This is a genomic window from Acidicapsa acidisoli (assembly GCF_025685625.1).
Classification (GTDB): domain Bacteria; phylum Acidobacteriota; class Terriglobia; order Terriglobales; family Acidobacteriaceae; genus Acidicapsa; species Acidicapsa acidisoli.
In genome coordinates this window covers 308,423-321,321 of record NZ_JAGSYI010000002.1, presented here as the reverse complement: position 1 = coordinate 321,321, position 12,899 = coordinate 308,423, and the positions used below count along the sequence as shown (strand labels likewise).

The window sequence follows — 12,899 nt, the reverse complement described above, 5'->3', positions numbered from 1 at the left end:
CGCAACTTGGCGGTCACCGGAAAATACACATAAGTTTTGAGGAGGTTCGACAAGGAGCGCTTACGCCAGCGGAGGAGGGCGGCTGTCGAGAGAGCGCGTAAGGGAGGCTCCGGGAGTTGCCGGGCTGTATTCTTCAAGCACCTCCTGCGAATACCCGCTCAAAGTGAGGGCCGTTACCATCTGCTCCGGCAAGGCGAAGGACGTCGGCGCCCACGACGGATGCGTATCGTCCGAGTGCAGCGCTCTACGAAGACATGTATCCGACTCCGCGGGTCCTTGCATGGCCATGAGATCGTCGCTCAGGGAGATCACCGGCAGCAGAAGAAGCACGACCATCGCCAGCGCCAGAACCTGAGTTCTGCGCGGAACCGAATCGGAGTCGGCGTTCCGGCTCCAGATCCAGATCAGCCCCAGAGAGCACACGGCCCAGGCGATATTTAGGATGATCTCCATCGTTAAACCAGATTCTACCTTAGGGGAAGCGATTGAAAACCCAGGTTTTGTTAACTCTCAGTTTCAAGTGGTGACGATAAGTGGACGATAGGGAATTCGTAAGGAGTTGATAAGCCAGCTTGAAATCGACATCTATATAGACGAAAAGCGAAGGAGGGAGTCACGTTTTGGATCGTTCGGGCGCAGATCTTTTCCGAGTTGCGATCGATTGACCGTGATCGCAAGACCTCGTATGATGAAGCAGATGGCTGTTCCGGTCAGGCCCTCCGCCGCCCCTTGGCCATCAAAGACGTCATTAGAGTTTCAAAAGCGGAAACTTCGCCGTTTGCCCTTTCGTTCAATGGTAGGACAGCTGACTCTGACTCAGCATATCGGGGTTCGAATCCCTGAGGGGCAGCCAATTTAGAATCAACAGCTTAAGCGTCAATTTGCATCCCTTATAAACAGGCAATGTCCCACTTTTTGCGCCACTCCTGATGAAAGTAAAGCGCCCGACTCTCTTTATTGAGCGTCGGGCGCTTGCCATTCACAATTTTTCGCTGGCTGTTGGAGTGGAGGTATAGCAAGCCGGTACGAGTTGAGCGAATGGCAGTGGGGCAGAGGAAGGATTTGCTTCCCGGGCGAAAAGGAGATAGGCGACGTAGGATGGACAACCGTCTGTTCGTAAACGGAGTGTTGTGGGTTTGCACTCCGGTGCACTCCGGCATGACCTGCCGGAACGCTACGGGAAGTATAAGCGCTTCATGCGCTGGGCCAGTACAGGCGTGTGGGAGCAGGGCTTTTACGCTTTGGTGGGCGACAAGACGAACCACTATCTGATGATCGATGCAACGATGCGCGCAATGCCAATCAACGCGATGCAGCATTCAATCCAATCTGGACGTCCATTGTCGAGGCGTTCTCTATCTGCGCTGCGCCCTCGAATAGGTTGCCAGTGATAACTGCGCGTTCGATGGATTTACCAATGGAAATATGCCGCTTTGACTGACGGAATTCACATCCCCGCACGAGTAGACTGCCAGAGGACGCCTGGATCGCAGCGTGGTCTCCGGTATCGCTCCACTGTACGAACGTGCAGTCGCTAAAGCCCACGGTACCTTGCCCGCCGACCCTGGCTATCTGATTGCATGGACCCCAGAACGCACTGTTGCTGATTCGAATAACTCCGGTATTGGTGTTGTTAACTTCAAGCATGGTGGGATCGTCGCCGTGAAATGAGGTGAACTCTCCGTTGGCGATAAGAATGCCGTAGGGTGCGGATTGCTCCACCAGCATGGCGCGGTTGCAGTCGTCCGCTCCGATTCCCAGGAAATTTCCGTTGCACGCACCGGTCTTAGTCTCTACAAATTTGTATCCCACGCGATAGCCGAAACAGAAGGTATTGAGCACATACTCCCAATCCGCGCGGCCGAAGATAAACGCCTCGCCATTGGCGGTTTGCCATTGGTAGACCTTACTGTGCGAACTCCACCAGGGGTTGAAATGAACGTTCTCGATGCGGCCGATGTCGTAGATGGCGTCGACCCAGATTCCGCGCCGCAAAGGTTGACCGGTAATGTTGCGAATGTTGTGGCGTTCGTTTTGGCTGGCGTCGATGCCCTGGTAAGGATTGAGCAGTTCGAGATCGAATGCCGCTGGATTCTTACCGCGCATGGCGATGGTCCACGGATAGGGAACGGGAGTTCCGTCCGAGACCTGCTCAGGATAATAGAAGGTCATGCCGCTGACGGAGCTGTTTGTATTCAAGGTGAGAAACGGCTTCCCGTCTTCGCTCCCGTGGCCTGCGGCAACAAACAAGGCGCTCCCGTCGTCGCCCGGCTTCAGTTGCCCATGGTCTCGAATTCCAGTATGCGACGGCACGCAGCCAAAGGATCCGCGAAGGCTTACTCCGTCGGGGATTGTGAGCGTCCCTTTGAAGAGATACCGCCCAGGCGGCACATACACTGCTCCGCCTCCGGATGTGTGCGCGGCATCGAGCGCGCGTTGGAATGCGGCGGTATCATCGGTTGCTGCGTCGCCCGCGGCACCGAAGGTTCTGACATTCAATGAATCATGAGTGGCTCCTTGTTCCCGCTCGGCGGCAAAAGCAACTCCTGGCGTGCTCAGTAATCCCATGGCACCGGCGGCGCCCAGGGAAAGAAGATCTCGCCGCGAAGAAGTCCCTCTGTTGCGAAGTGTCATTTCTGCTCCTCTGATTTGCGTCGACTGGAGATATCGGACTAGAAATACGCGGTAACTTCAGCTATTCCGCCGTGGGCAAGCCTAAATGTTCATCGCTGGTCGACGGCGGAGCGTCCTCCTGGCTGCTGCCCCACTTAGTATTTGGCTTGTCGCCCATTTCAAGAACCAGCGACCCGCCATTGGCGACGGCCGAGTGTGGAAACCACGGTCTGTCGAGCGGCTTGCCGTTCAATTGAGCCGACTGAATGTATTTGTTTTGGTCTGAGACATGATTCGCAACAATCGTGAACAGCTTTCCATTTCCCTGGCGAATAGCGGTCTTGGCAAAGATCGGACTGCCTATTTCATAAATAGGAACGCCGGGGCATACGGGATAGAAGCCCAAGGCGCTGAAGACATACCAGGAGGACGTTGCACCACCGTCGTCGTCTCCAGGAATGCCCAACGGGCCGTCTCCGTACCAGACGTCCATAAGCTGCCTAACACGACGCTGTGTTTTCCATGGTTGGCCTGAAAAGTCGTAGAGATAGGGAATATGAAAGCTTGGTTCATTGCCCTGCGCATACAGCCCGACCAACCCGGTGGCATCTGGAAACTGGCCGAGGAAACTGAATTTAGATGTGCCGTACTGCTCCACGAACAGGCGGTCCAGTTTTGCATTGAATGCATCGCGGCCGCCAAAGAGCTGGATAAGTCCGGAAGGATCGTGCTGGACATTGAAGGTATAAATCCAGGAGTCGACTTCCGTGAAGTAATCCCTGCCTCCCTGTCCTCCGCCTAGCTTTGGATCGAAGCCTGCAATCCAATTACCGTCAGCGCCCTTCGGAGCCATAAATCCAATGCCGGTGTCGAAGACGTTTCGATAGTTGGCTGCTAACTTGCCGAAGTAAGCGGCATCCGATTGTTTGCCCAAAGCCTTGGCGAGTTGAGCGACGCACCAATCATCGTAGCTGTTCTCCAATGTAACCGAGACTGCTTGTCTCTTCTCAGGAGTTACTTCCGGAGCGGTCTCCTTCTCTCCCGGAAGCAACGCGGGGAAAAATCCCTTGTCGAAATATACATGATCGAGGCTGGTCAGCGGCCCTCGTCTCCACGGAAGCATGGTTGCCTCCGTGGCATTCTTTCGCATGGCAGCGTATGCCTCGTTCACATCAAAGTCGCGATAGCCTTTGGCATAGAGATCGAGAATGAATGGGGCCGCGTGGTGGCCGATCATGACCGCCTGCTCTCCGGCCACGGAAGGAAACGACGGGAGCCAGCCGTCTTGCTCATACATGCGGAGATAGGAGCGCACCATATCTTCCTGTTGACGCGAGTTCAACAGGAGCTGCAACGGGTGAAGTGAACGGTAGGTATCCCAAAGTCCGTCGTCGATATAGAAATCGTGACCACCTGCATCGTGCACGGAGTGATCGTAGCCACTGAAGTACTTCCCGTCCTCGGTAATGTCGGTCATGCGGCCGAGAGACCGGTAGAGCGCCGTGTAAAAGATAGTGCGCTGGCGCTCTGTTCCTCCTGTTACATCCATGCCTGCCAGCGCATTGTTCCATATCTCGCGGGTTTGCGACTTTACCTGATCAAATGTCCCACCGGGAATCTCGCGCTCCAGGTTTTTGCGGGCTTGCTCCGCGCTGATGTAGGAGATACCAACTCGAACTTCAATCTGTTCTCCTGCCGTCGTGCCGATGTCCGTGACAATTCCGATGTTGTCTCCGGTCTGCTCGGCGGCATGGGAAAGATCATTCCCCTTCCACGTCTGATAGGACTGGAGAGGGCGAGAGAACTTAGCGTAAAAATATTCTCGCGTTTCTTTGTCCGTATCCGATGTTTTCCCTACAGTACCTGTGATTCTCTGACTTCCTTCTACTGTGTTGACCCCGGTCACCTGGAGTTTGGCGCCATCTGCGGCAGAGAGGACGAGATGGGCGTGCTGGCTGGCTGGAAATGTAAAGCGGTAGTAGGCAGCCTGTTCGGTCGCGGTGAACTCCGATTTGATCCCCCAGGTCTGCAAATCAGCTTCATAGTAGTACGGGGTCGCAGTTTCAAAGTCGTGGTCGAAGTCCGATGCGTATGTTTCCGGGCGGGTTCCAACTTCGCCTACCGAGGCCATCAATGTGGCAGCGCCTGCTGGAAAGCCATATATCTTATCGGCGAGATACCTGTCAGTGATTCCTGGTGTCGTGATCGGCGCAAGCCGCACCATGCCATGCGGCCGCTGAACATATGGAATAGTCGCAGTGAGCAGTTGGCCGATACCGCCGATGTTAGGAGATACATAGTCAACCGGCTCTTTCTGCCGGTGGACCTGGGCCGAGGTTATGCCACTTAGAAGGACAAGTAATGCCAAGGTCGCTGGATGCGTTCTCATTCATCTCTCTTTTCTTGTCTGTCCGTTGGGAATTGTCAGCGAAGAAATCGCTTTCGCTCACGACTCTGTTCCCATTTACCGGTGGATGACAAACTTGGTAGTTAATGAGGCTTGCGAAGATCCACCAACCCACAATGTGTATTGGCCTGCTTCGACCGTCCATTTATTTTCTGTATCCCACACCGCGAGCTGACCTTGAGGAAGTCGGAAGGTCACATTCTTCGTTTCCCTGGGGTTGAGAACAATTCGGGAGAAGCCCTTCAAGGAACGGTCGGGAGTTTCGACGCTGCCGACGTCTTGCCGCACATATAGTTGAGCCACTTCTTCTCCTGGCCGGTCGCCATCGTTGGTCACATCTACCGTTACTACGACGTCTCCGTTGCTTCCAGGCGATGGAGTTTGCACCGCGAGGTGGTCGTAGTGAAAGGAGGTATAGCTCAGTCCGAATCCAAAGGGAAATAGCGGAGCGCCGTCATCATCGACATACTTATGCGTCCGCGATGGATCAAAGTTATAAAAGTCGGGCAATTGTCCCAGGCTGCGTGGAAACGTAATCGTAAGCCGTCCCGCAGGGTTGTTGTCGCCAAAGAGGGTTTCGGCAATCGCTCTGCCTCCGAACTCTCCTGGATACCAGGCTTCGAGAATGGCCGGGACATGCTCCTTCGCCCAACCGATTGTCAATGGCCGGCCATTCTCCAGGACTAGGACGACGGGTTTTCCGGCACCGACCACAGCCTCCAAAAGTTGTTCCTGGTTGCCGGGCAAGCCAAGGTCGGTACGGTCGAACCCCTCGCCTGAAATGCCTTGCCGTTCGCCCAAACCAAGAATGACCACATCTGCGTCTTTAGCCTTGGCAACGGCAGCCGCAATGTCCTTGCCCGCGTCGAATTCGATAGCCGCTTGTGGAACCAGCGCGCGAATTCCGGCCAGAATACTGATGTGCGCGCCGTTCGACTCATTTTCGTAGTCTCCGTATTGAGCAACGTCGGCGTTGGGGCCAATTACTGCAATCTTCTTCGTCGATTTGGAGAGCGGCAAGAGATGGCCATCGTTCTTGAGCAAGGTCATCGACTTGCGTGCCGCCTCAAGTGTGAGATCGAGGTGAGCTTGTGAGCGGTAGGTTCGGGCGCGCAGACCGGGATCGATCAGCGGGTGATCGAACAGACCCAGGGCAAACTTGACGCGGAGCACCGACCTGACTGCCCGGTCCAGGTCCGACGGCGAAAGCGAACCCTCGTGAACGCAGTCCATGAGCGATTTCTGAAAAACTTCATGCTCGAAGTCGTAGAACTGCATGTCGACCCCGGACTTGATCCCCAGGCAAACAGCATCCTTTGGCGTCGCGGCAACGTGGTGCACATTGTAGAGACGCTGAATTGCTCCCAGGTCGGAAAGTACAAATCCCTGGAATCCCCATTCCTGACGCAGGATCTTCTTGAGCAGAAATGGGTCGGCGGTAATCGGGATTCCGTCGATTTCGTGGTAGGCGGCCATCACGCCCATCGCCTTCCCGTCCCGGATCGCCGGCTCGAACGACTTGAGCATGACAGAGCGCAACTCGCGCTCGCCTATATGCACCGGCGATGTATTCGTGCCGCCTTCTGGAGAACCGTGACCGGCGAAATGCTTAGGCTCGGCCACCACGCTGTGGTCGCTGCTCAGGGAGTCTCCATGTGCCCCTTGCACATAGGCCAACCCTAGTTGACCGGTCAGATAGGGGTCCTCGCCGTAATCCTCCTCGACGCGTCCCCAGCGCGGCTCGCGTGCGAGGTCCAGAACCGGACCGAGGATCATGCCCACACCGGTCGCGCGCGCCTCAGCGGCAATGGCCGCGCCCACCTTCTGCACAATTCCGGGGTTCCAGGTTGCAGCAAGGCCGATGGGAGCTGGAAACACCGTTCCCGTATCGAATCCGTGCAATCCCTCTTCGATAAACAGCGCCGGAATGCCGAGGCGATTGTGTGCTAGGACCCACTGCTGAATGGTGTTTGCCTGTTCCGGCGTCGGATTCAGGTCATGGATCGCGCCCACACCGAGATCGCCCCACATCTCCTGCGCTTTGTCGGGAAGAAAATGGGCTGCGGATGTGGCATGCGTGTCATCCTTGTGCTGATCCACCAAAGCCGTTGCTCCGGAATAGAGGTCGAGTTGCCGCACCTTCTCCTCCAGCGTCATCCGGCTGAGCAGGTCGTCGACACGGCGATCGATCGGAGCACCTGGCTGCTTGTACAAGGCATTCGAGTCCGTCGGCGGAACGGCGCCTTGCGCCCAGGCTAGTACAGGATGAGCGGCTGCCAGGCATGCAATCGACAACACCGCAAGTGCGCTCGCCAGATGTGTCCGGAACTGAATTTCCGCGACTCTCCTCGCGCTCAAGTCAGGTTTGCGCATCATAAGGAGCAGGGAAGCCCTTCGGATGAGCGAGCCATGTTCTCCTCTCCGCTGGTGAGAAGTGAAGCCATACCCGGATTGCACGTTCATTTTGTCTGCCATTTTCTTCAACTCGCGCATAATTCCCAAGGGTTCTTTCCAGCAAGGTTCACATTAAGGAGTCGCCGGAGCTGGTGGCAAGGTTAGCACGGTTTTTGTCCATACTGTATCCACTTGAAAATAAATGGCTTTACAATTGTGCGCTCCGTCTAACAGTAGATACCGTCAAAAAAGATGTGCGAACCGAGGAGCAGGAGGCAATATCAGCTTGTTCTGACTTGTTCTGATTCGATGGAAGGCAATTATTTCCTGAGGTGGGCGAATTTAAGCAAAGCAAGAACGCGCCTGGACGATTGTGCTCCCAGATTCCTGACCGGTTGTGCATGGCACCCGAATGTAGACTTTGAGGTTATGGGGTGCGAGAATCATACTCGGACTTCCGATATGCTATCTCCCTCGTCTACCGATACTCGGATCGCAGAAATCGCCAAAATTGCGGAAACAAAGGGCGGTCTTGCGTCTCTCCAGCATCATCTCAAAGAGGTGATCGAGGGCGATGTCTTCAAGGGGAGCCACCGCAGCGGCCAGTTTCTCCAATACATCGTGGATCAGGCAGTTGCCGGCCGCTTCGACTCGCTTAAGGAGCGAGTGATTGGGATGGAGTTGTTTGGACGCTCCGCATCCTACGATACTGGCGACGATGCGATTGTTCGCGTCACTGCCAGCGATGTGCGCAAGCGACTGCTGCAGCACTACGGACGATACGGAGCAACATCGGGGTTTCGCATTAGTCTGCCTTCCGGGTCGTACATTCCGGAAATCATGCGCGATCCCCACGGCGAGATCGGCCTGTCCGAGATAGCGGCTAAACCGCACGATCCGGCGCCGTCGATTCAGGAAGCCGCACTGGTTGTAGACGAACCAATTGTCAATCTCTCTGCTATTCCCCAATTCGAAACAATTCAGCCGAAAGCTGCTGCGTGGCGTCTGCGGTTGCTCTTCGGGATTCTCCTCGTGGCACTGAATCTCGCGCTGTGGGGCATTTTCTGGAGTCGTTCTCCCCATTCCGAAGCTGCACGCGTTTCTTCGCTCCCGTGGTCGGCACTATTCGGATCTTCCCATGGCATAGAGCTGATCACGAGCGATCCAAACATCGCCGAGATCCAGGGAATTACCGGCGACCAGGTCTCTGTCTCCGACTATGCCAATCACAATTACATCCCGGCGCCCAACAAGCTCACGCCCGAACAAAGCAATATCTGCAAAAATATTCTGCGAGGAGATAAGGCGTCCGAGGTCGACGTGCCAATTGCTGCAAAAGTTGCTGAATTAGCACAGGCCAATTCAAAAACCATTGATGTCCGAGCTGCACGAAGCATTCAACTGACGGATTTGAAGTCGGACAATAACTTCGTCTTTCTGGGAAGCCCCCGTTCGAACCCATGGTTTTCACTGTTTAGCGATCAGTTGGATTTCAGGTTTGTCTTCAACAAAAACGCAGCATCGGAGTTTATTCGCAACGTTCATCCGCGCCCCAATGAGCAATCGCAATATATACCGTCTGCTCTTGGCTGGGCCACCGGTGATTCGTATGCCATCCTGGCTTTTGTCAAAAATCCAGACCAAAGCGGCCAGGTTCTCCTTCTTGCAGGAGCAAACGCTGAGGGCACTGAGGCGGCAGGAAAGCTTGCCACCGATTTGCCTCGCTTATCTACAGAACTCGGTAAATGCGGAATCTCATCTTCTGGTCCGCTCCGGCATTTCGAGATGTTGCTGCATCTGAATACCATGGCCGGCACTCCCAATAACATCGATCTGGTGGCGTGCCACATCTTGCCGGATGGTTCCAGCCACTAGATGTAACTGGCTGCTAACGTCCACTGGCACTCAATGAGACTTGGCTGCGGGCGCGCCGGTTCGCGAAAACCCGGGGTGCGAAAACAGGGAAAGATTGACTGCGTCGGCAATGGCCTGCAGGCCTGCCTCATTCGGATGAAGATGATCGCCGCTGTCATATGCCGGAAGAAACTGAGCCGGGTGAAGTGGGTCGTGCGTCGCCGCATCCTGATCGACCACCGCATCACAGCCGCTGGTCCTGCTGCGGAGAAAGCTATTGATTTGCTCGCGAGCCGCCTCTCCTGCCGAAGTCCAGTAAGCGGCCCCTTGATATGGCGTGAGCGTAGAGCAGACAAACTTGATTTGTTTTTGATGAGCCCTGGCGATCAGACGTCCTATACCCGCGATCAACTGATCGGCTGTCGGCGGAGGCGCGGTCGATCCGAGATCATTGATGGGGTCGTCGGAAAAGATCACCCAACGTACACCGGGTTCGTTCAGTACATCGCGGTCGAAGCGAGTCTCCGCACTGTCGCCAGCCCCGGCAGCAAGCAAACGATTCCCACTGATCCCCTGATTAAGAACACCGATGTTCAGTCCGGCATCAAGCAATTTCTGCGCCAGGTCATTCGGCCAGCGCCGATTCGTGTCGGCAGTTGAGGCGTAGCCATCTGTAATCGAAGCGCCCAGCGTTACAACAGATCCGCGAACTGCCTTATTCTGGACATCGAGATTGATGAGGAAATAATAGCTCTGGGTCGTTTTGACGCCAGAGAGGCTCGCCAGCCCGCTTACATCTCCATCGGCTGTATAGTTGGTCTGAAATCCGGATGGATGGTATGTCGGTAAGCCGGTGGGGTTTGGCAGGTAAATGCTGATTGCAACATCGGCTTGACGAGGGACCTGGAAGTCCACCGGATCACTGATGGCCTCAGTTCCGGGTTGAACGGTAACAGAAAAAAGTCCCCCGAATTGAACTTTCTGATCCGTTGCCGCAACGATCGAGGAATCTGCGCTTCGTTGGGCAATATGAACGTCTGCGACGGTCAGCGGTTGCGCGCCGAACAGGTTGGAGATATGTATGCGGGCCACCTGTCCGCCGACACTGGTATGTACAATCTGCCGCAGTGTCTGCCGATTGAATCCCTTCCCCGCATCGTCGCGCATGGGCGAAGTGGCCCAGGTTCCTGTCCACGATAATCCGTGATCCTGTGCCGCAGCACGAGACGATAAAATCACGACGACCATCATCGCCACCAGCGTCATGAGGTGAGCGTGGGCAAGCGTGGTGCGCTGTCGAGATTTGTTCACTTTGCGGACTTGCTCCGCTCATCAGACGAAACGACAACCACGTCTTTGGCTCTGGATTGCGGCGTCACTTTCAGGTCCGTGATTTTGCCGTTCTCCACATGCCCTTCAACGGTGGTTCGATACGGTGCGTGCAGTTTGAAGTCCGCAGTCCAATCGTTGGGCCACGCGGGAAGAAGCTGGATACGTTTGCCGTCGTATTGCATCAACATCGATTCCAGCGTGATCATCCCCGTGCCGCCGTCATCGAGATCTGGTATCCAGTCATTACCCGCTTTCCAGAACCATGCGAAGTGCTGATCGCCATAATCGGTAAATTCGTCGATAGCGGCCTTTTTCGCCACGGCCGTCAAACCAAGCAGAGCAGATTGCGGACCATCCTGTCCCCAGCAGTGGTCTAATGGAAAGCGCCGGGCGGCAAAAGTGTTCAGAGCCAGACTCAGATCTGGTTTGCCTACGCCATAAAGCCGATATGGAAAGACTACATACAGCTCGGGATTTTCCGCGTTGCTCGTCTTGCCATAGCTCTCGGCCGGAAGGATCGTCGGCTTGCCGTCGGGATCGCTCGCACCGAATGACGGAAGTTTTCCATTTGCCGACCTGCCAATCGGAATAGTTGGCAGGTCGGCGAGTTCTTTGCTCCAGATGCTTCTTTGCTGAGGCGACGTCCATGCTGCAGGCAGTTCCAGAAGCCGCGTCAGTACCTGTTTAAGTCCCGCAATATCCGGCGTTGGATTAACCGCGATTCTTTGATAGGTTTCCAGAGACTGTACCGGCGTCATCTTGATCTTTCCATCTTCGCCTCGCGGCCAATGCAGGTTGTAGTAAGTCACTATGACGTCGGCAAAGGGGATAATATCTTTATGCGCAAACTCCGCATCCTGAGTGATGTCGTACTCGTCCAACATCTGCGAGATCACTTCCAGCGTGCCTTGAATGTGATATCGCATCCACTCGCTCTTCACCTCCGTTGTCGGATTGTCCCAGCCAAAATCGTTGAGATTAGGCAGACCCCAGAAATAACCCGTTTCGATGAATGCCGCGCCTGCATGATGAAAGTAAGCCTGAGTGCGATCCTTAGCTAGCGGCAATGCGTTCACATACATGTCAAACCACGGCTTGAGCAAATCGAAATCGCCCGTCTCGATAAGCGGCCAGTAAAGCAGCCGATTGTTCTGGTTCCAATACGAGCTTCCCCATGCCCGAAAATCCGGGTTGTGATCTTTGTTGGTCGATTCCACATTCGCCGGCATGTCGTGCCCAACGGTAAACAAGCCGCCGTTGAATTTCGCAGGGAACGCGCCGCGCGAAGAAGCAGCCAGCATGTAACGTTGCATGATGAAACCCTGCGAAACCTTGGCCGAGTCCGCTGTTCCAGAGACGTGAATCCAACCCCGGTTCCAGAAATCCTGCCACCATTGTTGGTGCGCTGCGCGAGCGGAATCAATCGGGACTGCGCTCACTTCCTTGGCCAGCGAATCCAGGTCAGACTTCCACGCCTCCGGCGAAGCCGCTCCTGTCTTGGTGAGGCCGATTACATCAAGCCGCAAGCTCCGCTCAGGAACGGCCGACTTCATCGTATGGTCATCGCTGCTAACTAATCCGGGTCCGGTAAGCATTGCTCCGAAACAACGATGCAGCAAAGGATCAGGATACTTTTGCGAAAGCGATTCCAAATGCTCTTGTTCCAGCAAAGTCGGGTAGATGCTGGACGAATTGAAGTGATACCAAGTGACTTGGTTTGCACCGGCAGGGAGAACAGTGTCCGCCTCAAAATTGAGTGGAATCGCATGGTCGCCCATTTCAAACAAGCCGCCTTTGTCCGGGGACGGTTCATTGTACGGATGGGTCTTGGTACGCCACAGTTCCAGCCTTGCTTGCATTGCTGCGGGATGCTCCAATGTTGCCTCGACATGAATTACCGGACGATTTGCATCAACCCACACCAACACCACATTCGCGCCACTCTTGATCTCGATACTGCCGTTTTCCAGGCGCAGAACCTGCTGAAAATCCGCCGCGCCCACAAATGGATTTGGCGTGATCTGGACCCGCACGCGGCCGAGTTTCACAAGCTTGCCCAACTCCGTCCATGCATCGGCTTTCGCTACCAGCAACATGAGGTCGCCATTTTGCTCTGTCCAGACATTGGCTGCAAGATCGCCATTGCCGATCGGCATGGAGTCGTTCTCGTTGTGTCCCAATTCTGTCCATGTAACATCGTTGACCGAGACGAAGGGATTTTCGGAGGCCAATGCGGTCACCGTTCCAAAGCAGGTCATAGACAATCCAAGCCATACAATAGGAAGCAAGCGTCTCATTG

General features: G+C 55.1%; 7 protein-coding genes and 1 tRNA gene. 2 read left to right on the top strand and 6 right to left on the bottom strand.

Annotation, left to right across the window (positions count from 1 at the left end):
- Window positions 1-60: 60 nt before the first annotated feature.
- Window positions 61-453: a hypothetical protein gene (locus tag OHL23_RS11350; protein WP_263351997.1), complete on the bottom strand. Its 393-nt coding sequence runs from the start codon at window positions 451-453 to the stop codon at window positions 61-63.
- Window positions 454-779: 326 nt separating this feature from the next.
- On the opposite strand from OHL23_RS11350, the gene OHL23_RS11345 reads away from it, so the two are divergent.
- A tRNA-Gln gene (locus tag OHL23_RS11345) sits at window positions 780-853 on the top strand.
- A 449-nt stretch (window positions 854-1,302) separates the two neighbouring features.
- Here the strand turns inward: OHL23_RS11345 and OHL23_RS11340 are convergent.
- From OHL23_RS11340 to OHL23_RS11330, 3 genes are all read right to left on the bottom strand, one after another.
- A complete protein-coding gene (locus tag OHL23_RS11340; protein WP_263351996.1) occupies window positions 1,303-2,634 on the bottom strand; it encodes a glycoside hydrolase family 55 protein in 1,332 nt (443 codons plus the stop codon).
- Between the two features lie 61 nt (window positions 2,635-2,695).
- Window positions 2,696-5,002 carry a GH92 family glycosyl hydrolase gene (locus OHL23_RS11335; RefSeq protein WP_263351995.1) on the bottom strand — a complete coding sequence of 769 codons (2,307 nt, stop codon included), beginning with the start codon at window positions 5,000-5,002 and terminating at the stop codon, window positions 2,696-2,698.
- A 75-nt stretch (window positions 5,003-5,077) separates the two neighbouring features.
- A complete protein-coding gene (locus tag OHL23_RS11330; protein ID WP_263351994.1) occupies window positions 5,078-7,495 on the bottom strand; it encodes a glycoside hydrolase family 3 N-terminal domain-containing protein in 2,418 nt (805 codons plus the stop codon).
- 381 nt (window positions 7,496-7,876) lie between these two features.
- Here OHL23_RS11330 and OHL23_RS11325 point away from each other — a divergent pair, with 381 nt between their 5' ends.
- Window positions 7,877-9,289, top strand: coding sequence for a hypothetical protein (locus tag OHL23_RS11325; RefSeq protein ID WP_263351993.1), 1,413 nt, complete (start codon window positions 7,877-7,879; stop codon window positions 9,287-9,289).
- A gap of 30 nt (window positions 9,290-9,319) precedes the next feature.
- Here OHL23_RS11325 and OHL23_RS11320 read toward each other — a convergent pair whose 3' ends face one another.
- Window positions 9,320-10,579, bottom strand: coding sequence for an SGNH/GDSL hydrolase family protein (locus OHL23_RS11320; RefSeq protein ID WP_263351992.1), 1,260 nt, complete (start codon window positions 10,577-10,579; stop codon window positions 9,320-9,322).
- The gene (locus tag OHL23_RS11315; RefSeq protein ID WP_263351991.1) at window positions 10,576-12,858 is read right to left on the bottom strand and encodes a DUF5703 domain-containing protein; all 2,283 of its coding nucleotides are present in this window, start codon (window positions 12,856-12,858) and stop codon (window positions 10,576-10,578) included. The genes OHL23_RS11320 and OHL23_RS11315 overlap by 4 nt, the downstream gene beginning before the upstream one ends.
- Between the last annotated feature and the right edge of the window lie 41 nt (window positions 12,859-12,899).

Excerpts from the sequence above, each read along its gene's own strand:
- OHL23_RS11325 (WP_263351993.1), top strand. The coding sequence starts at position 7,877 with ATGCTATCTCCCTCGTCTACCGATACTCGGATCGCAGAAATCGCCAAA.
- OHL23_RS11340 (WP_263351996.1), bottom strand. The coding sequence starts at position 2,634 with ATGACACTTCGCAACAGAGGGACTTCTTCGCGGCGAGATCTTCTTTCC.
- OHL23_RS11315 (WP_263351991.1), bottom strand. The coding sequence starts at position 12,858 with ATGACCTGCTTTGGAACGGTGACCGCATTGGCCTCCGAAAATCCCTTC.
- OHL23_RS11330 (WP_263351994.1), bottom strand. The coding sequence starts at position 7,495 with ATGGCAGACAAAATGAACGTGCAATCCGGGTATGGCTTCACTTCTCAC.
- OHL23_RS11335 (WP_263351995.1), bottom strand. The coding sequence starts at position 5,002 with ATGAGAACGCATCCAGCGACCTTGGCATTACTTGTCCTTCTAAGTGGC.
- OHL23_RS11350 (WP_263351997.1), bottom strand. The coding sequence starts at position 453 with ATGGAGATCATCCTAAATATCGCCTGGGCCGTGTGCTCTCTGGGGCTG.